Below are 26,923 nucleotides of genomic sequence, written 5' to 3' on the forward strand. Positions count from 1 at the left end.
CCCACAAGGGCTCGCGGCATCCGCTGTCGACTGCGGGCGCCGTGTGCCACGCCCGGTGCGACGGTAGCGTGTGGCCATGTCCACTCCTGGCGCCCCGGACGAGGGCTATCCGCTCGCCGCCGCCATCGCCCCGCGCCTGCAGATCGTGTCCACGACCGGCTCCACGAACGCCGACCTCGTCGCCGCGGCCACCGCGGATGCCGCGGCCTGGCCGCACCTCTCCGCACTGCTGACCCACGACCAGCGAGCCGGCCGAGGGCGGCTGGACCGGACCTGGACGGCGCCGCCCGGGACCGCGCTCGCGGTGTCGGTGCTGGTGGAGGTCGGCGGAGTTCCGGCGGCAGCGCGCGGGTGGGTCCCCCTGCTCGCGGGCGCCGCCATGACGCGGGCCGTGGGGGAGCAGGTGCTGGCCACCGGACACTCGGCCGGGCTGAAGTGGCCGAACGACGTGCTGCTGGACGCAGGCAAGGTATGCGGGATCCTCGCCGAGGTCGTACCAGGACGACCCGACACCGTCGTCATCGGCGCCGGGGTCAACACGCGGATGACGGCCGCGGACCTGCCGGTCGAGACGGCGGTCTCGTTCCCGGCCGTCGGTCTCGAATGCGACGAGGACCGGCTGCTCGCCGGTTACCTCACCGCGCTCGACGAGCTGCTGGCGGCGCTCGCCGAAGCGGACGGGGACGCCGCAGCGGCAGGTCTGCTGAAGACCGTCGAGGAGCTGTGCACCACCATCGGAAGCGATGTGACGGTGTCGCTCCCGGACGGAACGCGGCTCGCCGGGCGCGCCGAGCGGATCGATCCGGATGGACGCCTGGTGGTGCGATCCGGTGAGAAGGTGACCTTCGTCTCGGCTGGCGATGTCGTTCACGTGCGCTGACCTCGCGCGTGGCGGGCCCGCCAGGTTCGTCAGCGCACCACAATGGTGATGTGACCCAGCCGACGACGTTCGGGGGACGCCCCCTGACTCCGGCCCCCGGCGTGCCCACGCCCGAGCTGAGCGTCGCCCGCTTCCGCAGCCACGCTCGACGTCTCGGCTGGTCGGCCGCGGTCCTCGTGGTGGTCGCCGGCGCCGCCGGGTACTTCTACGGGAACCTGCCGGAGCCGCTGGAGAACTGGATGCTGTTCGCGGCGGCGGCGCTCGTGGTCTTCCTGCTGGTGCTGCTGCCGTTCCTGTCGTGGTGGTCTCGCACGTACACGATCACGACCCGCCGCGTCATCGAGCGCTCCGGGATCCTCTCCGCGCGGCGGCGCGAGCTCACCCATGTGCGCGGCTACTCGATCGAGATCAAGCGCGGTCCGGTGCAGCGGATGTGGCGCACCGGGACGCTGACCCTCTCCAACGGGGTCGACGAACCCATGCGACTGGCGAACATCCCCAGCGTGGATCTCGTCCACGAGTGCCTCGTCGATCAGGTCGAGGTGAATCAGATCCTCGCCCACCGCGACGCCCAGCCCCTTCTGCCCCCGCCTTCCACCGAGCCTTGACCCAGCCCTTCCCGGCGGCGGGGTGGGGCGCGTCGGCGCGATGGGATGATGGAGGCGAGGGAAGGAGCGCCATGGCGCTGCGTGTCGGAGTGGTCGGCGGAGGGCAGCTGGCCCGGATGATGATCGCTCCGGCGGTGGAGCTCGGCGTCGAGGTGCAGGTGCTCGCCGAGGAGCCGGGGATGTCGGCATCCCTCGCCGCATCCGCCGTCGGCGACTACCGCGACCTCGCCACGGTGCTGGCGTTCGCCCGCGAGGTGGACGTCGTCACCTTCGACCACGAGCACGTGCCGCAGGCGGTGCTCACAGCCCTCGTCGACGCCGGTATCGCGGTGCACCCTGGCCCGGACGCGCTGCGCTTCGCGCAGGACAAGCTCGTCATGCGCGCGCGCCTGCAGGAGCTCGGGATGCCGCAGCCCGACTGGGCGGCCGTGTCCTCGGCGGATGAGCTGCAGCTCTTCCTCGATGCCCACGGCGGGCGCGCTGTCGTGAAGACGCCGCGCGGCGGCTACGACGGCAAGGGCGTGCGCGTGGTCTCTGCCGCGACAGAGGCCGACGACTGGTTCGCCGCGCTCGCCGAGGACGCTCGCGGCGGAGCGCTGCTCGTCGAGGAGCTCGTGGACTTCTCCCGCGAGCTCGCCCAGCAGGTCGCGCGCCGCCCCTCCGGCGAGATGCGGGTCTACCCGGTCGTCGAGACCGTCCAGCGCGACGGCGTCTGCGCCGAGGTCATCGCGCCCGCGCCGCACTCGAGTGAGCGGCTCGTGCGGGTCGCCGCCGAGATCGGCACGGCGATCGCGGAGGGTCTGGGCGTCACCGGGATGCTGGCCGTCGAGCTCTTCGAGACCACCGACGAGCGGCTCCTGGTCAATGAGCTCGCGATGCGCCCGCACAACAGCGGGCACTGGAGCCAGGACGGCGCCGTCACCAGCCAATTCGAGCAGCACGTCCGGGCCGTGCTCGATCTGCCCCTCGGCGACCCCGCGCCGCTCGCGGCGTGGTCGGTCATGGTCAACATCCTCGGCGGACCGGCGGAAGGATCGCTCGACCAGCGCTTCACCGCGGCGATGGCCGCGCACCCTTCCGCGAAGGTGCACACGTACGGCAAGGCGCCCCGACCCGGGCGCAAGGTCGGGCACGTCAACAGTGTGGGCAGCGACCTCGACGACGTGACCTACCAGGCCCGGGCCGCGGCATCCTTCTTCCTGGACTGACCCGCGCCGTTGCGGGGTTCTTCCAGGCACGACCCCTAGCCTTGACGGGTGACCCGGCCGCTGCATTCTTCAGACGCGCCCCTGGTCGGCGTCGTCATGGGCTCCGACTCGGACTGGCGCGTGATGRGCGACGCGTCGCAGGTCCTCACCGACTTCGGCATCGCGCATGAGGTCGAGGTCGTCTCGGCCCACCGCACGCCCGACAAACTGATCCGCTACGGCCGCGAAGCGCGGGGTCGCGGCCTCCAGGTGATCATCGCCGGAGCCGGCGGCGCCGCCCACCTGCCCGGCATGCTCGCCTCGGTCACCGCGCTGCCGATCATCGGGGTTCCGGTGCAGCTGGCGACGCTCGAGGGCCTCGACTCCCTGCTGAGCATCGTGCAGATGCCCGCGGGCATCCCGGTGGCGACCGTGTCGATCAACGGTGCGAAGAACGCAGGCCTGCTCGCCGCGCGGATTCTCGGGACGACGGATGCCGCGATCGGCGATCTCGTCGAGGCCTACGCTCGAGAGCTCGAGCAGCAGGTGGAGGCGAAGAACCAACGCCTGAAGGAATCGCTGTGAGCGTCCTGAGCCCGCCTCGGGCGACGCCGGCGTCCGCACCGCGCGGCCTCGTCGAGGAGCAGCCGCTGCGCTATCCCGACAAGACCTCGCGAGCGGTGATGACCGCACGCGGATGGTGGCTGGTCGGCCTCAACTTCCTGCTCCCGGGCTCCGCGCAGGTGCTTGCGGGCAACCGCAGGCTCGGCCGGTTCGGCCTGGGTGCCACGCTCGCGATGTGGCTGGTCATCGTCCTCGGCATCCTGACCGCGGTCCTGTGGAGACCGGCGCTCGTGACGCTCGCGACCAACTGGTTCTTCCTGCTGGTGGCCCAAGGCGTCTTGATCGCCTACGCCGTGCTCTGGATCGTCCTCACCGTCGACACGCTCCGGCTCGTCCGGCTCGTGCGCACCGGACCTGGCGCTCGAGTCGGCATCGCGGGGCTTGCGGTGGCGCTCCTCGTGGTGGCGAGCGGAGGCGCGGCGTACGCGGCGCAGCTGGCCGGCACCACGCGGGAAACGCTGGGTTCGATCTTCGGCGCGAGCGGTCCGGCGGTCGAGCCTTCCGACGGCTACTACAACATCCTGCTGCTGGGAGCCGACAGCGGCGCCGGCCGTGATTCGATGCGGTTCGACAGCATCTCGGTGGTCTCGGTCAACGCCGAGACCGGCTCCGTCACGATCACCGGCATCCCGCGCGACATGCCGCACGTGCCGTTCTCCGCGGACAGCCCGATGCTGGCCCTCTACCCCGACGGCCACACCGGCACGGCCAGCGCGACCTGCGGTTGGACGAGCGCGATCAACCAGCTCAACACCGAGCTGGAGGTCTGCCGCGACGGATCCGAGTTCTATCCGGATGCCGAAGCCCACGGCTCGACACCTGGTGTCGAGGCGACCAAGGACGCCGCAGAGGGCGTGCTCGGCATCCAGATCCCGTACTACGTGTTCCTCGATATGAAGGGCTTCGCCGATCTCGTCGACGCACTCGGCGGTGTCGATGTCACGGTCGAGCAGCGGCTTCCGGAAGGCGGCGGTCCCGCGTACGAGGGCCAGCCGGCCGAGGAGTGGGCGAGCGGCTGGATCGAGGCCGGGGCGCAGCACATGGACGGCGACACCGCCCAGTGGTTCGCGCGCTCGCGGTACACCACGAGCGACTGGGACCGCATGAAGCGGCAGCGCCAGCTTCAGGAGGCGATCCTGAAGCAGTTCACCCCGACGAACGTCCTCACCCACTTCAACCAGGTCGCTGCGGCGGGCGCCGACCTCGTCCGGACCGATCTGCCGCAGTCGATGCTCCCGTACTTCGCGGAGCTCGCGCTGAAGGCGAAGGAGCAGCCGGTCACCACGATCGAGCTGACACCCGAAGGCGGCGTCGACGACCAGGACCCCGACTTCGCGTACGTCCATCAGCTCGTGCAGCAGGCGCTGCACCCACCCACCCCCACGCCGGAGGGCTGACGTGGTCGCGACACTGCGCGTCGTGCTCGACCAGCTGGCCGCGCCCGCCGACGCCGATCTCGAGATGGTCTCGCGCGAGCTCACCCGCGCCCTCATCCTCAGTGCGCCGCAGGGCTGCGAGGTCGAGGGCGTCATCCCGGGCGTCTCGTCGGGTCGTGTCGACGAGGTGGCCGCGCAGCTTTCCGGAATCGCGCGCCTGCACAAGGTCGCTCTGCCGAGGCGCGAGCTGTCGGCGGCCCTTCAGCTCGGTGTCGCCACCGGAATCGGCGGCGGCATGATCCACTCGCCGTCGCTGTTCGCCCCGCTGATCAAGCATGACCGCGTCCACGACCACGATCAGACCGTCGTCACCGTCTGGGACCTGCGTCCATGGGAGGCGCCCGCCGAACTGCCGCGCTCGGTCGTCGGCTGGCACCGCGCCATGCTCAAGCGCGCCGCGAAGTTCGCCGACGCCGTCGTCGCGCCCACGCACTCGATGGCCGAACGTCTCGCGGATTTCGCCAAGCTGGGCGACCGGGTGCGGGTCATCGCAGGCGCCGCGCCAACCGGATTCGCCGTGCCGTCCGATGAGGTGGGGCGCCGCCGGGTGCTCGACGTCCCGGAAGGGTTCGTGCTGCTCTCCGGCGGCACCGCTGAATCCGACGGTCTGGCGCTCGGCTTCGCCGCGATCGCTCGGTCCGGACTCGAGGTGCCGGTCGTCGTGATCGACGCGCAGGAGGGCGAAGAACCCGCGATCGCCGACCTCGCCTCGGCCGCCGGCATCCCGCAGCGCAGTCTGCACGTGCGCGGTGCGCTGGACGGCCCTGATCGGGGGGCGGTGCTCGGCGCAGCCGTGGCGCTGCTCGCGCCGTCCGTGCGCTCGGCCTTCCCCTGGCGGGTCGTCGAGGCGCTCTCCGCCGGCGTCCCCGTGATCGCCGCGCAGTCCGCGGTGCACGCGGAGGTCATCTTCGAGGGCGGTCTGCTCATCGAAGCGGATGCCGCGGCCCTCGGCGATGCGCTGGTGCAGGCGCTCGGCTCGACCTCAGCCGCGGATCGCCTCGCGGTGCTCGCGGGCGATCGCGGGCGGGCATTCTCGTGGCGTGCAGCCGCCGACCGGGTGTGGGGACTGCACGCGGACCTTTGAGGGCTCGGCCCGGCGTGTCGCCGGAGATCACATCGAGATCATCCGTGGATTCGACGACACTGGTGACATGGCGACGATGCGAGCCCGGCGTCCGCACGCGCGCGTCGCGGCGCCCTTGGCCTGGCTGACAACGGTCATCGTCACGCTCGGACTGCTAGCGGGCGGGACGGCGCAGGCGGTGGTTCGGGACCGCTCGGCGGCTGCCGTGGAGTCCGTGCAAACGGGCCAGGCGGCTGATTCCGTCGTCAAGGCCGCAGACCTCTCGCAATTCCAAGCCGGCAACATCATCAGCGACGCAGTGTTCTACAACCAGAACACGATGTCGTCCGATCAGATCCAGGCGTTCCTCCAGTCCAAGGTGCCGACCTGTCAGTCGGGGTACACCTGCCTCAAGGATTGGTACGACACGTCGCGCACGACGACGGCGGATGCGATGTGCGGGGCGTACTCCGGCGGTGTGCGCGAGCGCGCGTCGACAATCATCTTCAAGGTCGCCCAGGCCTGCGGGATCAATCCGCAGGTGCTCGTCGTGATGCTCCAGAAGGAGCAGGGACTGGTCACCCACACCTGGCCGAGCGACTGGCGCTACACGATCGCCATGGGGCAGGGCTGCCCTGACACGGCAGCATGCGACACGCGCTACTACGGCTTCTTCAACCAGGTCTACGGTGCTGCGTGGCAGCTGAAGCGTTACGGAAACCCGCCGGGGACAAGCCAGTACTTCACGTGGTTCGCACCGGGAAAGACCTGGAACGTCCGCTACCACCCGAACGTCGACTGCGGGTCCTCGCCCGTCCTCATCCAGAACCAGGCCACGGCGAACCTCTACTACTACACGCCGTACCAGCCGAACGCCGCCGCGCTGCGCGCGGGGACCGGCGAGGGAGACGGCTGCTCGGCGTATGGCAATCGCAACTTCTACAACTACTTCACGGACTGGTTCGGCACTTCCCAGAGCCCCTTCGGAAACATCGAACTCGTTGAGGCCCGTCCGGGGCAGTTCGCCGTCAGCGGCTGGGTCGCGGATCCGAACACGTCCGACCCGCTCGCGGTGCACGTCTACGTCGGCTCTGCGGGTTATGCGATCGCGGGCGACATCGACCGTGCCGACGTCGCCGCCGCGTACCCCGGGCTGGGGACGAAGCACGGGTTCTCGGCCAGCTTCCCCGCGAGCGGTTCGGGTTCGGTCTCCGTCTGCATCTATGCCATCAATGTCGGATTCGGAGGCAACGTCCTGCTCGGCTGCCGTTCCGTCACGGCGATGAGCGGTTCGCCGACTGGCGAACTGGAGACCGCCGTCGGCGTCGACGGCGGCGTGCAGGTCACCGGGTGGGCCATTGATCCCGACACCGTGTCGCCCGCAGCGGTCCACGTCTATGTCGACTCCACGGGTGTCGGCCTCGCGGCGGATGGCGCCCGGCCGGATATCGCCGCGCGGTACCCGGCCTACGGCGAGGCGCACGGCTTCGCCACGACCGTCCCCGCTTCACCCGGGTCCCACTCGGTGTGCGCCTACGGCATCAATAGCGGGCCCGGGGGCAACGTTGCGCTCGCCTGCCGAACCGTGATCGTGCCGGGGTCGGTCGACCTCGGTCGTGCTCCGGTCGGAAACTTCGAGGGCCTGACGGTCGACGGCAACGTGGCCAACGCGTCCGGGTGGGCATTGGATCCCGACACCACCTCGTCGATTCCCGTGCACATCTACGTCGGGAGCGTCGGCAAGGCCTATACGGCGGACAAGCCACGCAACGACGTCGGAGCCGTGTACGCCGGCTACGGCGCGAACCATGGGTTCGCGGAGCAGCTGACACTGCCTGCCGGACGCAGCAGTGTGTGCGCCTACGCGATCAATACCGGTGCGGGTGGGCACACCTTCCTCGGATGCCGGACGGTCGACGTCGGTGGAATGCCGGACCTGGGTCGCGCTCCGATCGGCAATTTCGAAGCGGCGACGGCCGCGGCCGGTGGCGCAACGGTCTCGGGGTGGGCCATCGACCAGGACACCACGGCATCCATCAGCGTGCACATCTACGTCGATTCGACGGGCGGTGCCTACACCGCGGACAAGAGCCGAGCCGATGTCGCAGCCGTCTACAGCGGCTATGGCGACAAGCACGGATTCGTGGAGTTCATCCCGATGTCGTCAGGCGCGCACCGCGTGTGCGTCTATCCGATCAACACCGGTGCAGGCGGCAACACCTGGCTGGGCTGTCGAGACGTGACGGTCCCCTGACGAGGCCCGTTCCTCCTACGCCAGGTAGCCGATCAGCACTTCTTGAGGGTCACGCGGGGCGAAGCCGGCCCGCTCGATCTTCGACAGGTCTAGCACGCTGTTGCGTGGTCTCGCGGCGACCGGGCCTGCGGCGGACGCGAAGTACTCGTCCGTCGGGACGCCCGTGACGCGCGCCGGATCATGCCCGGTCAGCTCGTAGACACGCCGAGCGATGTCCGCCCAGGTCGTGGGATCGCCCGCACCCGTGAGGTTGTACGTGCCGTACTCCGCGCCACTGTCCAGCAGATGCCGGATGCCACGCGCGATGTCCTCGGTGAAGGTGAGGCGGCCGACCTGGTCATCGACGACGCTGGGGTCGATGCCACGTTCGGCCAGCGACGCCATCGTGCGAACGAAGTTCTTCCCCTCGCCGATGACCCAGGACGTGCGAACGACGTAGTGGCGGGGGACCGTCGCGATGACGGCATCACCGGCTGCCTTCGTCTGTCCGTAGACGCCCAGTGGAGCGAAGGCGTCGCCCTCGCGGTACGGGCGGTCGAGTGACCCGTCGAAGACATAGTCGCTCGAGACGTGCACGAGGGTGATGCCGTTCTGCGCGGCGATCCCGGAAAGGGTCGCGACGCCCGTCACGTTGGCGAGCCAGGCATCCCGCCGCCCCTCGGGAGTCTCGGCAAGGTCGACGGCGGTGTAGGCGGCGGCGTTGACGATCGTGCCGTAGTCGCGCCATCGACGTGCCGTCGGCAGGTCAGGGGATGCGAGGTCGAGGTCGGCGCGGGTCGCATACTCCAGGTGCGGCGCATCGCCGAATTCGGCACGCAGGGCCTGGCCGAGCTGTCCGTTCGATCCGATGACGAGCGTCTTTCGGGGCGCCACTGGAATGACGTCCTCCAGCCGCGGATGGGCGAGGTCCTTGGGTGAGATCTCCACTGTGTCGAGCGGAATCGGCCACTCGACGGCGGATGCCTCGTCCGCGAGGTTGAGGAACGTGTAGGCGGCCTCTGGCGACCAGTGGTCGTTGACGAGGTACACGTACGCGGTGTCGGGTTCGAGCGTCTGATAGGCATTTCCGACGCCCCGCGGCACGAAGATCGCGCGGGACGGATCGAGTTCGGTGGTGTAAACGGCGCCGAACGTCGGGCCTTCGCGCAGATCGACCCAGGCGCCGAAGATGCGCCCGGCAGCGACGGAGACGAACTTGTCCCACGGCTCCGCGTGGATACCCCGGGTCGTTCCGACGGCATCGTTGAACGAGATGTTGTTCTGCACGGGGGCGAAGTCGGGCAGCCCAGCCGCCGTCATCTTCGCGCGCTGCCAATTCTCCTTGAACCAGCCGCGGCTGTCGCCGTGCACCGGGAGGTCCCACACGACCAGTCCGGGGATCGGCGTCTCTGTGCTGCCGAGCGCCTTGCCGAACTCGATCATCACTGACCCTTCGATGCGTAGAACGCCTCTGTGGCGTCCTTCGCGGGGGCCCACCAGTCCTCGTTGGCGCGGTACCAGTCGATCGTCGCTGCGATGCCGGCCTCGAAGTCCTGGAACCGCGGTGCCCAGCCGAGCTCGCGGCGCAGCCTCGACGAGTCGATCGCATAGCGGAGGTCGTGCCCGGCACGGTCGGTGACGTGATCGTAGGCGTCTTTCGGCTGCCCCATCGTCTCGAGGATCAGCTCCACGACGTCCTTGTTGCTCTTCTCACCGTCGGCGCCGATGAGATAGGTCTCGCCGATCCGGCCGCTGTCGAGGATCGTCAGAACTGCCGAGGAGTGGTCGTCGGCGTGAATCCAGTCGCGCACGTTCTCGCCGGCCCCGTAGAGCTTCGGACGGATGCCGCGGATCACGTTGGTGATCTGCCGCGGGATGAACTTCTCGACGTGCTGGTAGGGCCCGTAGTTGTTGGAGCAGTTCGAGATGGTCGCCTGCACGCCGAACGAGCGCACCCAGGCGCGCACGAGCAGGTCCGACCCCGCCTTCGTCGAGGAGTAAGGCGAAGAGGGGTTGTACGGCGTGTTCTCCGTGAACCGCGCGGGATCGTCGAGCTCGAGGTCGCCGTACACCTCGTCGGTGGAGATGTGGTGGAAGCGCGTGCCGTGCTTTCGCGCGGCCTCCAGCAGTGTGTAGGTGCCGACGATGTTCGTGTCGAGGAAGGGCCGCGGGTCGTTGAGCGAGTTGTCGTTGTGCGACTCCGCCGCGTAGTGCACCACGGCGTCGGCCTGCGCGAAGAGGTCGTCGACGAGGGCCGCGTCGCCGATGTCCCCCTTGACGAACTCGAAACGGTCCTCAGGCAGACCGTCCAGCGAGGCACGATTGCCGGCGTACGTCAGCTTGTCGAGGACGGTCACATGGTCGTCGGTGTGGTCGATGACGTGATGGACGAAGTTGGAGCCGATGAAGCCGGCACCCCCGGTCACGAGGAGTCTGCGCATCCTTCCAGGATACCGGCCGCCGACCTGCGGCCCGTTTGTCGCATCCGGCCGCATACCGGAGACTAGAGGCATGCGCGGCATCATCCTGGCAGGCGGGACCGGCTCCCGGCTGCACCCGATCACCCTCGGCATCTCGAAGCAGCTCGTCCCGGTGTACGACAAGCCGATGATCTACTACCCGCTCTCGACGCTCATCCTTGCCGGCATCCGCGACATCCTGATCATCACCACCCCGCAGGACTCGGACCAGTTCCAGAGGCTGCTCGGCGACGGGTCGCGCTTCGGCGTCTCGCTGACGTACAAGACCCAGCCGTCACCGGATGGCCTGGCGCAGGCCTTCATCCTCGGTGAGGAGCACATCGGGTCGGACTCCGCGGCTCTCGTCCTCGGCGACAACATCTTCTATGGACAGGGGATGGGGACGCGGCTGAGGCAGTACACGAACCTCTCGGGGGGCGTGGTCTTCGGCTACTGGGTGAACGACCCCGCGGCGTATGGCGTGGTGGAGTTCGATGCCGACGGCAGCGTCGTGTCGCTCGAAGAGAAGCCCGCCGAGCCGAAGAGCAACTACGCGGTGCCCGGTCTCTACTTCTACGACAACGATGTCGTCGAGATCGCGAAGGAACTCGAGCCCTCGCCGCGCGGGGAGCTGGAGATCACGGACATCAACAAGGTCTACCTCGAGCGAGGAAACCTGAAGGTCGAGCTGCTTCCCCGGGGAACGGCGTGGCTCGACACCGGTACCTTCGACTCGCTGAGCGAGGCGACCGACTTCATCCGCACCGTTGAGAAGCGGCAGGGTCTTTCCATCGGGTGCCCCGAAGAAGTGGCATGGCGGATGGGGTTCCTGACGGACGACGAGCTGCGGGCGCTCGCCGAACCTCTCGTCAAGAGCGGGTACGGCGCCTACCTCCTCAAGGCACTCGCCCAGGGTCACGGCGGGCGTGCGGGCTAGGCTCGACCGTCGTGTCCGTACCGCAGACTCTGCCTCTGCACCCGGGAGCGTTCGATCCCGCAGCGAGGCGGCTGAGGTGAGAGGTGCGTCGATGGCGAGTCCCGGTGCTGTGGTGCCTGCGGGTGTGTTTCCGGTGGGTGGTCGCCGGCTGGTGATCTATGTGGTGTTCGACCGGCGTGGCGGGGTGGATGATTTCATTCCGGTGGCGTTGGCGGGGCTGCGTGGTGATGCGTCGCGGATTCTGGTGGTGGTGAACGGGTCGTTGTCGGATGCGGGCCGGGCGAAGCTGGAGCCGGTGTGCGACGAGATCCTGGTGCGGGACAATGTCGGGTTCGATATCTGGGCGCATAAGGATGCGCTGGATCATGTGGGTGCGGGGCTGGCGGAGTTCGATGAGGTCGTTCTGACGAATGACACGTGGTTCGGTCCGGTGCGTCCGTATGGTCCGGTGTTCGAGCGGATGGGGGAGCGGCCGGTCCATTTCTGGGGCATGACCGATCATGCGCGGGAAGAGCCGAATCCGTTCACGCATAAGGGTGTGCTGGCGTATCACCTGCAGTCGTTCTGGATTGCGGTGCGGCGGGAGATGTTCCTGTCGGACGTGTGGGCGTCGTATTGGCGGGATCTTCCGGCGATGCCGGGGTATTTCGACGCGGTGCTCAAGCACGAGACGGTGTTCACCGAGACGTTCGCCGACGCCGGCTACACCCACGACGTCGCGTTCGGCTGCCGTGATTACGACACGAGCAACCCGTCGCTGCTCAACGCCGAGCGTCTGCTCGACGACGGCTGCCCTGTCTTGAAACGCCGGGTCTTCTTCCAGTGGCCGCCCTACATGGATCACAAAGCAGTCGTCGGTCGCTGGGTGCTCGACAAGGCCGCCTCGTATGGGTATCCGCTCGATGTGATCTGGCGGAACCTCGCCCGAAACGTTCCGCCGCGAGACCTCAACGCGGATGCGGGGATGCTCGAGGTGCTGCCCGACGTGGATGTGTCGTACGACCCGTCCCGGCCCTTCCGCACAGTCGTCGTGGCGCACATCTTCTATGAGGACATGACCGACGAGATGCTCGATCTCGCGGACACCCTTCCAGGGCCGTACGACCTGGTCGTGACCACCCCGGATTCGCGGAAGGCTGAGGCGATCCGCGAGCTGATCGCGGCGCGCCCGAGTCGAAGGGGGAGCGTCGAGGTCCGCATCCTGCCCTCCAACGATGGGCGCGACCAGAGCGCGTTCCTCATCGCGTGCCGCGATGTGCTGCTCGGCGGGGAATACGACCTGGTGGTCAAACTTCACTCCAAGAAGACCCCTCAGGACGGCTTCAACGTCGGGCGGCACTTCAAGTCGCAGCAGTTCGAGAACCTCCTCGACAGCCCGGGGTACACCGCGAACGTGCTCGCGCTCTTCCAGAAAGAGCCTGGCCTCGGACTCGTATATCCACCGACGATCCACATCGGCTACCCCACGATGGGACGCGGATGGTGGTCGAACAAGCCCGCCTTCGAAGTGCTCGCGGCGAAGCTCGGCATCCGCGTGCCGCTCGACGAGATCTCGCCCCTCGCGCCCTACGGTTCCATGTACATCGCCCGGCCGGAGGCGCTGCGACTGCTCGTTGAGCACGAGTGGCGGTACGAGGACTTCGGGGGAGCCGAGGCATACCGCGATGGCGGACTCGCGCACGTTTTGGAACGGGTCCCGTCCTACGCGGCGGCCGAGCTCGGGTATCACACCCGCACCGTGCTGACGACCGAGCACTTCGCGATCAGCCAGACGGCGTTCGAGTTCAATTTCGATGAGCTCTCGGCGACGATTCCCGGTGCAACTTACGAGCAGATCGAGTTCCTCAAACTCGCGGGGTACGTCGGGCACGGGCGGCTTCGGGACTTCGCGCGGATCTACATGCGCCTCCACCACCCGGGGACGGGTGCCCGCATCAGGCGCGCGCTCGAGCCGGACCGCACGATCGGCCGATGGTGGCGACGCCTTCGGCACCCACGGGCCACGGCGCGCCGCGCCGTCGGCCGGCTGGCTGGACGCTGAGCAGCGCTCCCGCCGATATAGAGTGCATTGATCGTTTGAGATTTGAGTAAGCCTTTGGATACCTCCCCACGTTTCGCCCGGCTCGCCGCCGAGCCGTTCATCACCGTCGATTCCGACGGAATGCGCATGAGCAAGGGCGGCGGCAAGCTGCGGGAGATCCTCGCCCGTCGTGAGCTGCTGAACCTCCTTGTGCGCCGCGACCTGCAGGCGCGCTACCGCGACAGCTTCCTGGGGTTCCTCTGGACCGTGATCAGGCCGCTCATCCAGTTCCTGATGTATTACATCGTGCTGGGTCAGTTCCTCCGGGCGGCCCAGGGGATCGATGACTTCGCGATCTACCTGTTTTCCGGTCTGACTCTTTTCGTGTTCTTCAGCGACATGGTGTTCGGGGCGACGGGATCGATCATCGGGAACGCGGGCCTCGTGAAGAAGATCTATCTTCCCCGCGAGATCTTCCCGCTCGCGAGTATCGGCGGCGCGGGCTTCATGTTCATCGTCCAGCTCGGCATCCTGATCCTCGCAGCCGTCGTGATGCAGGCGCTGCCCGCCCCCGCCGAGATGCTGTGGTTCTTCCCATCGGTCGGGCTGATCCTCGTCTATGGTGTCGCCATCGGCCTGCTCCTCGCCGCGCTCAATGTGTATCTTCGCGACATTCAATACCTCACCGAGGTCGTCATGATGCTCGCGATGTGGGCCTCACCGATCGTCTACTCGTGGCAGATGGTCACTGACGCGATCGCGCGCCTCTCGCTGCCCTCTTGGGTGCTGGAGGTCTATGCGGCCAACCCGATCACAATCGGTGTGCTGGGCTTCCACCGGGCATTCTGGGGTGCGGGCACGCTGGCCGACTATCCGCCGAACCTCGGCCTTCGCATGCTGATCGCCGGCGTCGTGGGCGTCATCCTGCTGGCCGTCGCCCAGCGTATCTTCACTCGCCTTCAAGGCAATTTCGCGCAGGAGCTCTGATGACCGACACGATCGGTGCGCTCGACGCCACCGAACCACGGCCCGACATCGTCCGTCTCGACGGCGTGACGAAGTACTTCCGTGTGCGCAAAGACAACAGCCTCAAGGACCGGATCGTCCACCTCGGGCGGCTCGGAAAGGCGCACCGTCAGGACTTCTACGCCGTCGACGGCGTGACCCTGTCGATCGAGGCCGGGACCACCGTCGGCCTCATGGGGGCCAATGGCTCCGGCAAGAGCACGCTGCTGAAGCTCATCGGCGGAATCGTGTCGCCGTCTTCGGGGACGGTGCAGAGTCGCGGGCGAATGGCAGCGCTCCTCGAACTCGGTGCCGGGTTCCACCCCGATCTGAGCGGACGTGAGAACGTCTACCTCAACGCCTCGATCCTCGGCCTCAGCCGTGCGCAGGTGGACGAGCGATTCGATGACATCGTCGCGTTCAGCGGCATCGGCGACTTCATCGACACCGCGGTGAAGTTCTACTCATCCGGGATGTACGTCCGGCTCGCGTTCGCGGTGGCTGTGCACACCGATCCCGATCTCCTGCTCGTCGACGAGGTGCTGGCGGTCGGTGACGAAGCCTTCCAGCGCAAGTGCATGGAGCGGATCACCCAGTTCCGCGAAGAGGGACGCACGATCATCCTCGTCAGCCACTCCGCTCAGCAGGTCGCGGAGCTCTGCGACCGAGGCGTCGTGCTGAGCGGCGGCAAGGTCGTGTTCGATGGCGAACCGAACGACGCGATCGGAGCGCTGCGCGACGTCCTCGCCGGGCGGCTGGCGGGCGAGAAACCATCCGGCCAGACGATCCACCCGATCCAGGTGAAGAGCATCGAGCTCATCGGATCGGACGGCGAAGCCACGACCGAGATCGATGAGGGCGACCCCGTCGTCATCCGCGTGCACGTCGATGCTCTGCGGCCCATCGAGCGCTGGGAGATCGGCTTCAGCGTCGACACACCGCTCGGACAGATGGTGCTCGCCTCGAACACCGACATCCTGAGCACTCGGCTCGCGCCGATCGCCGGGCCCACGACCGTCGATCTGCATATCGCCGAGGTGCATTTCGGTCCCGGCCAGTATTTCGTCAACGCCAACGCCGCCGGCGTCAGCGAGCCGAGCAGTCATGGGCTCATGCAGGGTGCGATGCTCACGGTGCGCGGTGACCGGACCACCATGGGCACGGTGGCAGCCCGAGTGACCGTCGTCGAGACGACCGGCGGGAACTGAGCAACAGGGTGCCAGCCGCTCCGATGATCAGCGCGGTGCGATCTCGTAGACGGTGAAATCCTCACCCGACCACTTGAACTCGTCGGACGGCGTGAGGCAGGCGTCGTCGAGCGGATGACTCGACGCGACGTGTGTGAGTTCCGGCATCAGCTCCGCGACGGCGCACGGCGAACCATGGATGATCACAACGTCTGCCACGGGCTGGCTGATGGTGACCTCATCATCGGCGGTCCAGTCGAAGGTGATGTGCAGTCCTCCGCGGTTCCACCAGCCTGCGGCATCCGCGTCCGGATCCAGACGCTTCCACGCCTCGAAATCGGGTCCGACCTGCTGGCGTGTGCTCAGCGAAGGAGTGCCCGTCGCCATCATGAGCGAGTCCACGTATTGGGAGTCCGAGGCCCAGACAGTTCCGTCGGAGCGCGCCTCCTCGCCCCAGGTCATGAACTTCTGCGCGGTGTCGCTCGCCCGCAGGTCTCCCAAGCCGAACAGGATCGGCGCGGCCGTGAGGGTCATGGCGAGGGCGGCCGCGCCCATTGCCGTCAACGACCACCACTTGTGTGGCCACCGCACGATGAGGAACACGATCGCGCCGGTGAGCAATGCGCTCCCCCACACCATCCAGACCGTCAAACCGGGAAGAAGACCACTCTGCAGCTGCGAGCCCGCATACGCAGACACGAAGGCTGTGAGGACGCCCGCCATCAGCGGCGGTGCGATGCGACGTCGAGGCCGCCATTGCGACATGAACAAGCAGAAGGCGATGACGGCCAGGAAGCCCACGCCCTGCGCAGCACGCGAGTTCGGCACCCGGTTCGCCAAGGGAATCGACGCGCCGAGCGTGCCCCAGTTGATGGTCGCCCAGCTCAGCCAGAAGGCCGCGAAGGCGATGATGGGAATGATCGCTGCGGCGTGAAGGCGTCCGCCTCTCCATCTGCCTGCCGCGAACAGCACGGCGAGCACAAGAAGCAGCACAGTGAACGAGGTCACGAACTCCGATTGAGGGGCTGCGGCGGTGCTGCCGACGAGCTTCAGCGGGCCGAGGTTGGTGGCACCGAATACGAGGCCGATGTCCATCGTCTCGCCCGTGCTCTTGCGGTCGCCGGGGTAGACGGTGGACAGCCCTGCCGCGATCGCCTCTCGGCTCTCCCAGAACAGCAGGCCCGTCCAGAAGGCGCCCGACAGCCCGATGGCGCCAAGGCTGACCAGCTTGTGTCGCCAGCCGGTCGGCTGCCAGAGCAGGAAAGCGGCCGTCGCGACGACGATGGGGATGCCGATCACGATGGCGAGGGGCTGATAGTAGGTGGGAAAGCGGGCGAGAACGATCCCGGCCACCACGATCGCGACTGCCGCCTTGATCCACGCGCGCCGGCCGATCGCGGCGGCGCCGTAGATCGCCAGAGCGCATCCTGCGGCGACGAAGCCCAGCGTGTTGACGGGCCGTCCGGACCACCACATACTCGCCGGCGCGACGACCGTCAGGACGGCGGCGAGGTATCCCCACCTCAGGCGACCGGTGATCTGGCGGAACCAGACGGGGAGCCCGAGGAACAGCATCAGGGTCGGAAGCCACCACTTCGCCGCGAACAGCATCTGATGGGGGATCCAGTCGCCGAGACGGAAAGCGGTGCCGTCGAGGAAGACGATCGCCGAGACGACCCCGTCGGGGAGCTGCGCGAAGAAGTCGTTGGACGAGCTCAGCGGCGTGATCGCATCCTCGCCGCTGCGGGCGAGCTCGCCGAGCCAGATCGGAGACTCGGTGCCGTACTCGTCGCCCCGCACGGCCTGCGAGGACCCGATCTGGAGCCCATTCGGCTGCGCGGGGTCCTGTCGCAGACTGTCGATCCCGATGTTCGAGTTGGTCACCCCGAGCAGCACCAGGATCAGATAGACGACGATGGGTCCCAGGAAGACGGCGCGGGGCCGCCACACCGCCCACCAGCGCCGAAAGTCGGACTGAGGCACCTCAGCCGTGGACGAGGGAGAATCCGAGGCGTCGCCGCTCATGCGACGTCGAGCCCGTGCAGGCGCGGTGCCGGGTAGGTGAGGTAGTTCAGGCGACTGATCTCGCGGCGGGACTTCAGAACGCCGTCGAGGATGAGCCCGATCATCCAGGCCATGAATGCCACGATCACGACGCCGACCGTGAGGACGGCGGTGGGCAGGCGAGGTACCAATCCGGTGTTGATGAAGTCGATGACCACCGGTATGCCGAGCAGCACGCCGATCGCCGCGAGCACGACGCCGACGATCCCGTAGAACATCATCGGCCGCTCGTGGCGGATGAGTCCGAGGATGAGCGACAGGATCCGGAACCCGTCGTGGTACGTCCGCAGCTTGCTCTCGCTCCCGGCCGGGCGATCTTTGAATCCCACTGGGACTTCGACCTGAGGGACCCTGAGGCTCATGGCATGGATGGTGAGCTCGGTCTCGATCTCGAACTCGCGGGACAGCGCGGGGAAGCTCTTGACGAATCGCCGTGAGAAGACGCGGTAGCCGCTGAGCATGTCGCTCACGGGAGACTTGAACACGCTGCTCACGAACCAGTTGAAGCCCTTGTTGCCGAGTTCGTGTCCGGGTCGGTACGCGCCCGACTCGTCCTCGCGGCGCACTCCGAGGACGTGGTCGTACGGGCCTTCCCAGAGCATCTCGATCATCGCGGGAAGGTCCGCTGTGGCGTACGTGTCGTCGCCGTCGATCAGCACATAGATGTCCGCCTCGACGTCGGCGAAAGCGCGTCGAACGACGTTGCCCTTGCCCTTGGTGTGCTCGTGGCGGATCACCGCGCCGGCTTCGCGCGCCACGTCGACGGTGCGGTCGGTGCTGGCGTTGTCGTACACGTAGATGGTCATCTCAGGGACTGCGGCACGCAGATCCGAGATCACTTTCGCGATCGCCAGCTCCTCGTTGTGGCAGGGGACGATCGCGGCAATGGCGGGTGCCTGGGTGGACACGTATGGCTCCTTCGGAAACGGCCCCGCCCAGGCTCGACCAGGCTCCGAGGCGGGTTCCAAGGTATCATGAGCCGGTTGCGGGGCGCCCGCGCGGAAGAGGGGGACGATGGTCGGCAGTTCCGAGCTCTCCGGCCACCTGCGCCGAGGCGGGGCCTTCCTGGTCGTCGGCGGGATCGCGTTCCTGGTGGATGCGCTCACCTTCAATCTGCTCGCATTCGGCTTCACCGCGACGCGCGGGCCGTTGTACGACCTCCCGTTGGTCGCCAAGACCATCGCCATTCTCGTCGCGACCGTCGTCACTTATGTGGGCAATCGCTACTGGACGTTCTCCTCACGCCACATCGAGCGCCGGTTCTCGCGGTATGTGATCTTCGTGCTGCTCAACATCGCGGCGATCGGCATCCAGCTCGGCTGTCTCGCTTTCTCCCGCTACGTTCTCGGGTTCGAGGGGATCGTCGCGGACAACATCTCGGGAACGCTGGTCGGTCAGGCCCTGGCGACCCTGTTCCGTTACTTCACCTATGACCGCTGGGTCTTCCCCGACGAGGCGCCACAAGTCGGGGAATCCGATCTGTCGGAACCGGTCGGACGGTCGGGTCGACAGGGTTGACGCCCGCCCCCTGGACGGACTCGCAGATTCGTCTGGGAGGATACCGGGATGGATGAAAGTCGGCGCGGGGATGTCGCCGCAGTGGTCTTGGCGTACCGCCCCGACGAGGACGTCGTCGCGAACATCCGCGCACTGCGAGACCAGGTCGACAGGGTTTTCGTCGTGAACAACTCGCCGGGACCTGACACGGATGCCGTGCTGGCGTCGCTCCAGGATGACTCGGCTATCTCGATCCTCGATCAGCACGGCAACGTGGGGGTGGCGGCCGGATTCAATGCCGGAATGCGCGCGGCGATGGACGAAGGCTTCGCCTTCGCCTGGATCTTCGACCAGGACAGCACCGTGACGGACGGCATGCTCGACCGCCTCCTCGGTGCCCACAAGATGGCGGGACCGACGGCGGGTGTCATCGCGCCGGCGCTCCGGTCTCGGGCGACCGGCATCGTCTATAGGCGCGAAACGGGCCTGGGCGCGAAGGACACTGATGTCTTGATCAGCTCGGGGTCGCTCTTCTCCCGTGCGCTGATCCAGGCCGTCGGACTGCACGACGAGCCGCTGTTCATCGACTATGTCGACCACGAGATCTGCCTCCGCGCACGCAAGCGCGGCTTCCGCAATCTCAAGGTCTTCGATGCGATCCTCGATCATCGCTTCGGGGACTCCGACCCGGTGCGACTCTTCGGTCAACCCGTCTACCTCGCCAACTACTCGCCGATGCGCCATTTCTACGCGGCTCGCAACCGGGTCATCGTCATCCGCAGGTACGGGATCGGCCGCTGGTTCTGGGAGGACGTCTGGTTCACCGTCAAGGCGTGGACGAAGCTGCTGGTCGCGGAGCGCGACCGTGGCAAGAAGATCGGCGCCGCTCTGCGCGGCGTGGGCGCCGGCCTGCGCTACCCGGCGCGGGAGCTGAAGTGGTGACCTCCCCGTGGCCATCGGCTGGAGGGGCCCCCGACTAGACTTGGGGACGTGTCACCGGCGTCTCCTGCCCCTCACTCAGTCCGCATTGTTTCGAGCGCCGACGTCGCGGCAGACGTGGTTCTCGGGGACGGCACCTCGATCTGGCACCTGGCCCAAGTTCGCGAGGGCGCACGGCTGGGCGAGAACTGCATCGTCGGACGGGGCGCGTACATCGGCACCGGCGTGGTGATGGGCGACAACTGCAAGGTCCAGAATTACGCCTTGGTCTACGAGCCGGCCGTACTCGCCGACGGCGTCTTCATCGGGCCCGCGGTCGTCCTCACGAATGACACCTACCCGCGCGCGATCAATTCCGACGGCTCGCTCAAGAGCGCTCACGACTGGAAGCCGGTCGGTGTCACGATCGGGCGCGGTGCATCGATCGGCGCGCGTGCAACGTGTGTCGCTCCGGTGCAGATCGGCGAGTGGGCCACCGTCGCCGCCGGTGCTGTGGTCGTCAAGGATGTCCCTGCCCACGCGCTGGTGGCAGGCGTTCCGGCGCGACGAATCGGCTGGGTCGGCACCGCGGGCGTGCCCCTCAGCGAATCGGACTCCGGCGAGTGGGTGTGTCCGTCCACCGGCGAACGGTACATCGAGTCGCATGGCACACTCAGGAAGGCCGAGAAGTGACAGAGTTCATTCCCCCCGCGAAGCCCCTCATCGGCGACGAAGAGCGTGCGGCTGTCGACCGCGTGCTGCGCAGCGGCATGGTGGCGCAGGGTCCGGAGGTGGCCGCCTTCGAGAAGGAATTCTCCGAGCACTTCGTGGCGGGGCGCCCGACGGTCGCCGTCAATTCGGGAACGGCCGGCCTGCACCTGGGCCTTCTCGCCTGCGGCGTGGGGGCGGGCGACGAGGTCATCGTCCCCTCCTTCACTTTCGCCGCCACAGGCAATTCCGTCGCTCTCACCGGCGCGACGCCGGTGTTCGCGGACATCGAGCCCGATTCGTTCACGCTCGATCCAGCGTCCGTCGAGGCATCGATCACCGCGAACACCAAGGGGATCATGCCCGTGCATCTGTACGGCCACCCCGCGCTCATGCGAGAACTGGGCGCGATCGCGCAGAAGCACGGCATCGCACTGTACGAGGATGCTGCCCAAGCGCATGGGGCGTCGTTGGATGGGCGCCCGGTCGGCACCTTCGGAAGCTTCGGCATGTTCTCCCTGTATCCGACGAAGAACATGACGAGCGGCGAGGGCGGCATGATCTCGGCCGCCGATGAGGCCGTCGCGCGGCGTGCGCGCCTCCTGCGCAATCAGGGCATGGAGCGCCAGTACGAGAACGAGATCGTGGGCTTCAACGCCCGCATGACAGACATCCACGCGGCGATCGGCCGTGTGCAGCTCACCAAGGTGGATGCATGGACCCAGACGCGCCGTGACAACGCCTCATTCTTCGATGCGAATCTGCGCGGCGTCGGGGTTCCGCCCGTGGCGGCCGGGGCAGTGCACGTCTACCACCAGTACACGGTCCGTGTCGCCGACGACCGCGACGGCTTCGTCAAGGCGCTCAAGGACGAGCACAATGTGGGCAGCGGCGTGTACTACCCGATCCCCAACCATCGGCTGCCGTCGCTCGAGCCCTATGCGCCGGGACTCGAGCTGCCCGAGACCGAGAAGGCTGCTCGCGAGGTGGTCTCGCTGCCAGTCCATCCGTCGCTGTCGCAGAACGACCTCGACCGCATCGTCGAAGCGGTGAACGCCGTGTCGCGAGCAGGGGCCTGATGTCCGGTCTGCGGGCGGGCCTGCTCGGTGTGGGCATGATGGGGCGACACCATGCACGAGTATTGCGCGAGCTCGATGGCGTCGAGCTCGTGGCGATCGCCGATCCTGGGGGTGATCCGCATCGGGTCGCGGGGGATCTCGACGTTCTGCCGGACGTCGAAGCGCTGATCAGCGCAGGGATCGATTTGGCCGTCGTGGCCATTCCCACCCGATTCCATGCGGATGCCGCGTTCGCGCTGGCAGACGCGGGCGTCCACACGCTCGTGGAGAAGCCGATCGCCGACGATGCCCCCACCGGGTACCGGTTGGGTGCTGCCTTCCGAGAGCGTGGACTCGTCGGCGCTGTGGGTCATGTCGAGCGGTTCAACCCGGCGCTGCAGCAACTGCGTTCGCGCCTCGCCGCGGGCGATGCGGGCGACGTCTATCAGATCGCCACCCGTCGGCAGAGCAGCTTTCCCGCCCGCATCGGAGATGTCGGCGTCGCCAAGGATCTCGCGACCCACGACATCGATCTCACCGCCTGGGTGGCGCAGTCCCTCTACGCATCCGTCTCGGCACAGACCGCGCACAAGAGCGGCCGCGCCTACGAAGACATGATCTCGATCACGGGACGCCTCCACGACGGCATCATCACGAACCATCTGATCAACTGGCTCAGTCCGATGAAGGAGCGAGTGACGGTCGTGACCGGTGAACGCGGCACGTTCATCGCCGACACCGCAACCGGAGACCTGACCTTCTACGCCAACGGCACGGTGTCGCTCGAATGGGAGTCCGTGACCACCTTCCGCGGCGTTTCGGAGGGCGACATCACCCGCTTCGCGTTTCCCAAGAAGGAGCCGCTGCGCGCCGAGTTGGAAGCGTTCCGCGACGCGGTTCGAGGCGAGCCCACCGAGCTTTCCACCATGGCCGAAGCCGCTCACACCCTTGAGGTCGTGGAAGCCGCGCTTCGGTCAGCCGAGGCGGGCGGCGCACTCGTCTCCACGCGCTCGACTTCCTGACCTTCAGCCTCACGGACGGGGCGGGCCCATCGGGCCGCGCGAGTCTCGAGGCACTGATCACACACCGGGCGCTTGTCGCCGCCCCAGTAGGCTGGGGCGGGCGTCCGACCCGAAAGGATGCGCGCCATGGATCTCCTCATCGTCGGCTCAGGCTTCTTCGGCCTCACGGTCGCAGAGCGGGCTGCGGCATCCGGTCGCAAGGTCACCGTCATCGACCGCCGCCCCCACATCGGCGGCAACGCGTACAGCGAGGACGAACCGGAGACGGGCATCGAGGTGCATCGCTACGGTGCGCATCTCTTCCACACGTCGAACCCCACTGTGTGGGAGTACGTCAACCGCTTCACCACCTTCACGAACTACGTGCACCGGGTCTACACGAACCACAAGGGCGTGGTGTTCCCCCTGCCGATCAATCTCGGCACGATCAACCAGTTCTTCCAGTCCGCCTACACGCCGGATGAGGCGAAGGCGCTGGTGCACGAACTCGCGGGGGAGTTCGACGCGAAGGATGCCGCCAACCTCGAGGAGAAAGGCATCGCCCTCATCGGACGGCCGCTCTACGAGGCATTCATCCGCGACTACACCGCGAAGCAGTGGCAGACCGACCCCAAGGAGCTGCCGGCCGAGGTCATCAGCCGACTCCCCGTGCGCTACACCTACGACAATCGCTACTTCAACGACACGTGGGAGGGGCTCCCGACCGACGGCTACACCGCGTGGATCGAGCGGATGGCGGACCACCCGAACATCGAGGTGAAGCTCGGCGTCGACTTCTTCGATGAGTCGCAGCCGCTCCACAGGCGCGCAACCGTCGGGCAGCTGCCCATCGTCTACACCGGTCCCGTCGATCGCTACTTCGACTACGTCGAGGGTGCCCTCAGCTGGCGGACGATCGACCTCGAGCAGGAGGTGCTGCCGGTGGGCGACTTCCAGGGTACGAGCGTGATGAACTACGCGGATGCCGGGGTCCCATACACGCGCATCCACGAGTTCCGCCACTTCCATCCCGAACGAGCGGACCGCTACCCGGCCGACAAGACGGTCATCATGCGGGAGTTCTCGCGCTTCGCCAAACGCGACGATGAGCCGTACTACCCGGTCAACACGCCGGAGGACCGTGCCGGCCTCCTGGGGTACCGCGACCTGGCCAAGGGTGAGAAGGATGTCTTCTTCGGCGGTCGGCTCGGCACGTACCAATACCTCGACATGCACATGGCAATCGGGTCGGCGCTGTCGATGTGGAGCAACCAGCTCGCCTGACCGGCAGTCGCGCCCTGGGCGGGACGCACAGACCTGAAAGCTAGGATCGATCGCATGTCCTTTCCACCTGGGCGGGTGCTCATCGTGCTCCCGGCGTTCAACGAGGAAGAGGCGATCGGCGACGTGATCCGCGAGGTCCGCTCGGCGCTTCCCGACTTCACCTGCCTCGTCGTGGACGACGGGTCGAAGGATGCCACGGCACGAGTCGCGCAGGCAGCGGGCGCGACGGTGGTTCGTCTTCCCTTCAACCTGGGCGTGGGCGGTGCGATGCGGCTCGGGTTCAAGTTCGCCCTCGAGAACGGCTACGACACGGTGGTCCAGATCGACGCCGATGGTCAGCACGACCCGGCCTCGGTCCCGCAGCTGCTGGAGAAACTCGACGATTCGGACATCGTCATCGGCGCACGATTCGCCGGTGTCGGCGACTATCAGGCCCACGGTGTGCGACGCATGGCCATGCGCATCATCGCGGGCGTGCTCAGCCGGACGGCGAAGACGACATTGACGGACACGACGTCCGGGTTCAAAGCCTGCGGGCCGCGCGCGGTCGCGCTCTTCGCGGAGAACTATCCCGCGGAGTATCTCGGCGACACCATTGAGGCTCTTGTGATCGCCGCGCGAGCCGGATGTCGCATTTCCCAGGTCCCGGTCGCCATGAGGGCGCGCGCCGGTGGTCGGCCGTCGCACAATCCCTTCAAGGCCGCGGTGTATCTGATGCGCGCATTCCTCGCACTCGGATTCGCCTACCTGCGGCCCGCGCAGTCCGTGACCGATCTCGGAGCCCCCGCATGACCCAGACGAGCTACATCCTCGGCGTCGTGGCGGCGGTCATCACATTCGTGGTCGTGATCGAGCTGCTCCGACGCCGCCGACTGCGCGAGCGTCACGCGGTGTGGTGGCTTCTCGCCGCGCTGCTCGCGCTGATCGTCGGGCTGTTCCCGAGCGTCCTGATGTGGGCGACTTCGGTCGCGGGCGTTGTGCTCCCCAGCAACCTGGTCTTCTTCGTGAGCATCGCCATCCTGGTGCTCGTCTGCATTCAGCACAGCGCGGAACTCACCGATCTCGAGGCGGAAACGCGCGTGCTCGCAGAGCGTACAGCGCTACTCGAGCACCGCGTACGCCAACTGGAGTCGGCTCAAGCGTCCGACGACACCGAGGCCTGAGGCTCCCACGCCGGCTCCTCTTCGACGGGCCGACGAGTCTCCCACGCGTACCACGTGAGCACGCCGAGGACGAGGGCGAACGCGGCCGAGCCCGCTGCCCACACCACCATGGGTGTGACGGGCACATTCCACCACCATTCGATGGGCGAGTTCAGGTTGAAGTTCTGGATGTCGAGGCCAGTGGTGTACCGACGCATGTTGACGTGGAGGGCGATGCTGTTGGCCGTCGCGAGTCCGGCGGCGACGACGACCGACTGGACGCCACTGAGGCCCAGATTCCCGCGCGTCAGGCCGACGAGCGCCACTCCGCCGAAGATGATGATCAGGGGGTAGATGTAGCGCGGCTGCACATACGACCCGACGATCACCGCATCGTGGATCAGGATGTACATCGGCACCGCCACGAGGCTCGCAGCCATGCCCGCGAGGGCGATCCACTTGCGCATTCCGCCGGTCTTGAGACCCCAGAAGGACAGCGCACCGAAGAGCGTCAGCGTGGTCACCCAAACGACTCCCGGCATTGTGGTGTCGAGCCAGCCGAGGCCCCACAGCCCGAAGACCCCCGCCCACAGTTGGGGCAGAAGCTTGGCATTGACGAAGGCCAGCGAAGCCAGGGACAGCGGGCGATCTGCGACTGCAGTGTCGCCTGACACGATCGCCGACTGTCCGCCGCTGAAGAACAGTAGAACTGCCACGACGGCCAGGCCGATTGGAAGGAGCAGGTCGATTGCGAAGCGTCGATCCCTGCGGAACCCGAGGACCGAGGCGACGATCAGGGCGAGCACTCCGTAGACCGCCGCGTCGGCACGCGCGCCGGCACCCAGGAGCAGGAGGAGCGCAGCGAGTCCCCCGAGCAGCCACTTGCGAAGTCCGGTTTGCGAGAAGTAGCCCCACGCTGCCAGCCATAGGCCCGTCGCCGACAGCACCGCCCAGCTGCTCGGATTGACGCTCGCGATCAGGAACATCCCCAGGGGCACAATCGAGATCAGCGCTCCCCAGACGAGCAACGGGCGCCGCTGGCGAGGGAGGAGGAAGAAGAGGGCCGTGAGAACCCCTACATAGAGCACTGCATTGAAAGACCTCATCAGCACGATCGAGGTCGACAGGTCGTCGGTGACGAAGATGCTCATCACGGCGTAGAAATACGGCGGATAGGAGTGATCGACCCAATTGCCACGGTTGGTCACGAGCATTCTGTCAGGCAGGGGGCAGGTGGCCGACTGATCGGGATAGAAGGAGAAGCACTTCGCTGCCTTCACCAGGTCGCCGGGGAGCCGGTTGTATTCGTCGGAGTCGGTGGCCTCACAGCGCCCGTCGACGTTGCCGCCCGCGCACCAGATGCTGGCCATGTGGTAATCGTCGTCTGGGCTCGAGCCCGGAGGAGAGGAAACTGCCCAGGCGAGAAGGGCCCCCAACATCGCAAGCGGCACGACGATGGCAACGATGCGTGACCGCAGGGTGGGTCTCATGGACTCGAGGGCTCCTCGGGGGTGGACTTTTGTCATGCTGACGGGAGACAACGGCTCCCGGACCATGCTAATCGGGCCGCTGATCCGGTCTGTCCACCACTAGCCGGTGAGGGGCCGCCCTC

General features: G+C 67.3%; 24 protein-coding genes. 19 read left to right on the forward strand and 5 right to left on the reverse strand.

All coding sequences use genetic code 11. The features are described 5' to 3' along the window. Nucleotides 1-76: 76 nt before the first annotated feature. The 7 genes from ACXJ3V_RS14305 to ACXJ3V_RS14335 all read left to right on the forward strand — a co-directional run bounded on the left by ACXJ3V_RS14305 (nucleotide 77) and on the right by ACXJ3V_RS14335 (nucleotide 8,052). The gene (locus ACXJ3V_RS14305) at nucleotides 77-880 is read left to right on the forward strand and encodes a biotin--[acetyl-CoA-carboxylase] ligase (RefSeq protein WP_457100993.1); all 804 of its coding nucleotides are present in this window, start codon (nucleotides 77-79) and stop codon (nucleotides 878-880) included. A 50-nt stretch (nucleotides 881-930) separates the two neighbouring features. Then, entirely contained in the window at nucleotides 931-1,488 is a 558-nt protein-coding gene (locus ACXJ3V_RS14310; protein WP_457100994.1) for a PH domain-containing protein, read from the forward strand. Between the two features lie 71 nt (nucleotides 1,489-1,559). Then, complete coding sequence (locus ACXJ3V_RS14315; protein ID WP_457100995.1) at nucleotides 1,560-2,696, forward strand: 5-(carboxyamino)imidazole ribonucleotide synthase; 1,137 nt, start codon at nucleotides 1,560-1,562, stop codon at nucleotides 2,694-2,696. A gap of 96 nt (nucleotides 2,697-2,792) precedes the next feature. Then, on the forward strand, nucleotides 2,793-3,260 hold the full coding sequence (gene purE / locus ACXJ3V_RS14320) for a 5-(carboxyamino)imidazole ribonucleotide mutase (protein WP_457101055.1): 468 nt from the start codon (nucleotides 2,793-2,795) through the stop codon (nucleotides 3,258-3,260). Beyond that, a complete protein-coding gene (locus ACXJ3V_RS14325; RefSeq protein ID WP_457100996.1) occupies nucleotides 3,257-4,696 on the forward strand; it encodes an LCP family protein in 1,440 nt (479 codons plus the stop codon). Before purE ends, ACXJ3V_RS14325 begins: the two co-directional genes overlap by 4 nt. Before the next feature lies 1 nt (nucleotide 4,697). Further along, nucleotides 4,698-5,819 carry a glycosyltransferase gene (locus ACXJ3V_RS14330; RefSeq protein WP_457100997.1) on the forward strand — a complete coding sequence of 374 codons (1,122 nt, stop codon included), beginning with the start codon at nucleotides 4,698-4,700 and terminating at the stop codon, nucleotides 5,817-5,819. Between the two features lie 67 nt (nucleotides 5,820-5,886). Beyond that, a complete protein-coding gene (locus ACXJ3V_RS14335) occupies nucleotides 5,887-8,052 on the forward strand; it encodes a hypothetical protein (RefSeq protein WP_457100998.1) in 2,166 nt (721 codons plus the stop codon). Between the two features lie 15 nt (nucleotides 8,053-8,067). On the opposite strand, the gene ACXJ3V_RS14340 is transcribed toward ACXJ3V_RS14335, so the two are convergent. Both ACXJ3V_RS14340 and rfbB read right to left on the reverse strand, forming a co-directional pair. After that, nucleotides 8,068-9,474 (reverse strand): sugar nucleotide-binding protein, encoded by a 1,407-nt coding sequence (locus ACXJ3V_RS14340; RefSeq protein ID WP_457100999.1) that lies wholly within the window; start codon nucleotides 9,472-9,474, stop codon nucleotides 8,068-8,070. Then, complete coding sequence (gene rfbB / locus ACXJ3V_RS14345) at nucleotides 9,474-10,472, reverse strand: dTDP-glucose 4,6-dehydratase (protein WP_457101000.1); 999 nt, start codon at nucleotides 10,470-10,472, stop codon at nucleotides 9,474-9,476. Before rfbB ends, ACXJ3V_RS14340 begins: the two co-directional genes overlap by 1 nt. Before the next feature lie 70 nt (nucleotides 10,473-10,542). On the opposite strand from rfbB, the gene rfbA reads away from it, so the two are divergent. The 4 genes from rfbA to ACXJ3V_RS14365 all read left to right on the forward strand — a co-directional run bounded on the left by rfbA (nucleotide 10,543) and on the right by ACXJ3V_RS14365 (nucleotide 15,660). Next, on the forward strand, nucleotides 10,543-11,427 hold the full coding sequence (gene rfbA, locus ACXJ3V_RS14350; protein ID WP_457101001.1) for a glucose-1-phosphate thymidylyltransferase RfbA: 885 nt from the start codon (nucleotides 10,543-10,545) through the stop codon (nucleotides 11,425-11,427). A 91-nt stretch (nucleotides 11,428-11,518) separates the two neighbouring features. After that, nucleotides 11,519-13,468, forward strand: coding sequence for a rhamnan synthesis F family protein (locus tag ACXJ3V_RS14355; protein WP_457101002.1), 1,950 nt, complete (start codon nucleotides 11,519-11,521; stop codon nucleotides 13,466-13,468). A gap of 54 nt (nucleotides 13,469-13,522) precedes the next feature. Beyond that, complete coding sequence (locus ACXJ3V_RS14360) at nucleotides 13,523-14,434, forward strand: ABC transporter permease (RefSeq protein WP_457101003.1); 912 nt, start codon at nucleotides 13,523-13,525, stop codon at nucleotides 14,432-14,434. Further along, on the forward strand, nucleotides 14,434-15,660 hold the full coding sequence (locus tag ACXJ3V_RS14365) for an ABC transporter ATP-binding protein (protein ID WP_457101004.1): 1,227 nt from the start codon (nucleotides 14,434-14,436) through the stop codon (nucleotides 15,658-15,660). Before ACXJ3V_RS14360 ends, ACXJ3V_RS14365 begins: the two co-directional genes overlap by 1 nt. Before the next feature lie 27 nt (nucleotides 15,661-15,687). Here ACXJ3V_RS14365 and ACXJ3V_RS14370 read toward each other — a convergent pair whose 3' ends face one another. Both ACXJ3V_RS14370 and ACXJ3V_RS14375 read right to left on the reverse strand, forming a co-directional pair. Further along, the gene (locus ACXJ3V_RS14370; protein WP_457101005.1) at nucleotides 15,688-17,622 is read right to left on the reverse strand and encodes a DUF7657 domain-containing protein; all 1,935 of its coding nucleotides are present in this window, start codon (nucleotides 17,620-17,622) and stop codon (nucleotides 15,688-15,690) included. A 38-nt stretch (nucleotides 17,623-17,660) separates the two neighbouring features. Next, nucleotides 17,661-18,611 (reverse strand): glycosyltransferase, encoded by a 951-nt coding sequence (locus tag ACXJ3V_RS14375; protein ID WP_457101006.1) that lies wholly within the window; start codon nucleotides 18,609-18,611, stop codon nucleotides 17,661-17,663. Between the two features lie 106 nt (nucleotides 18,612-18,717). On the opposite strand from ACXJ3V_RS14375, the gene ACXJ3V_RS14380 reads away from it, so the two are divergent. From ACXJ3V_RS14380 to ACXJ3V_RS14415, 8 genes are all read left to right on the forward strand, one after another. Further along, complete coding sequence (locus ACXJ3V_RS14380; RefSeq protein ID WP_457101007.1) at nucleotides 18,718-19,221, forward strand: GtrA family protein; 504 nt, start codon at nucleotides 18,718-18,720, stop codon at nucleotides 19,219-19,221. A gap of 48 nt (nucleotides 19,222-19,269) precedes the next feature. After that, a complete protein-coding gene (locus tag ACXJ3V_RS14385; protein ID WP_457101008.1) occupies nucleotides 19,270-20,142 on the forward strand; it encodes a glycosyltransferase family 2 protein in 873 nt (290 codons plus the stop codon). A gap of 114 nt (nucleotides 20,143-20,256) precedes the next feature. Continuing rightward, nucleotides 20,257-20,811, forward strand: coding sequence for an acyltransferase (locus tag ACXJ3V_RS14390; protein WP_457101009.1), 555 nt, complete (start codon nucleotides 20,257-20,259; stop codon nucleotides 20,809-20,811). Continuing rightward, entirely contained in the window at nucleotides 20,808-21,905 is a 1,098-nt protein-coding gene (locus tag ACXJ3V_RS14395) for a DegT/DnrJ/EryC1/StrS family aminotransferase (RefSeq protein WP_457101010.1), read from the forward strand. The genes ACXJ3V_RS14390 and ACXJ3V_RS14395 overlap by 4 nt, the downstream gene beginning before the upstream one ends. Then, nucleotides 21,905-22,906: a Gfo/Idh/MocA family oxidoreductase gene (locus tag ACXJ3V_RS14400; RefSeq protein ID WP_457101011.1), complete on the forward strand. Its 1,002-nt coding sequence runs from the start codon at nucleotides 21,905-21,907 to the stop codon at nucleotides 22,904-22,906. Before ACXJ3V_RS14395 ends, ACXJ3V_RS14400 begins: the two co-directional genes overlap by 1 nt. A 126-nt stretch (nucleotides 22,907-23,032) precedes the next feature. Beyond that, nucleotides 23,033-24,169, forward strand: coding sequence for a UDP-galactopyranose mutase (gene glf, locus ACXJ3V_RS14405; protein WP_457101012.1), 1,137 nt, complete (start codon nucleotides 23,033-23,035; stop codon nucleotides 24,167-24,169). A gap of 54 nt (nucleotides 24,170-24,223) precedes the next feature. Then, nucleotides 24,224-24,961, forward strand: a complete 738-nt coding sequence (locus tag ACXJ3V_RS14410) for a glycosyltransferase family 2 protein (RefSeq protein ID WP_457101013.1) — start codon at nucleotides 24,224-24,226, stop codon at nucleotides 24,959-24,961. Continuing rightward, entirely contained in the window at nucleotides 24,958-25,332 is a 375-nt protein-coding gene (locus ACXJ3V_RS14415) for a DUF2304 domain-containing protein (RefSeq protein WP_457101014.1), read from the forward strand. The genes ACXJ3V_RS14410 and ACXJ3V_RS14415 overlap by 4 nt, the downstream gene beginning before the upstream one ends. Here the strand turns inward: ACXJ3V_RS14415 and ACXJ3V_RS14420 are convergent. Then, nucleotides 25,305-26,867: a DUF2142 domain-containing protein gene (locus ACXJ3V_RS14420; RefSeq protein WP_457101015.1), complete on the reverse strand. Its 1,563-nt coding sequence runs from the start codon at nucleotides 26,865-26,867 to the stop codon at nucleotides 25,305-25,307. The two genes, ACXJ3V_RS14415 and ACXJ3V_RS14420, sit on opposite strands and share 28 nt — an antisense overlap. Between the last annotated feature and the right edge of the window lie 56 nt (nucleotides 26,868-26,923).

This window comes from Microbacterium sp. P5_E9 (assembly GCF_054049175.1).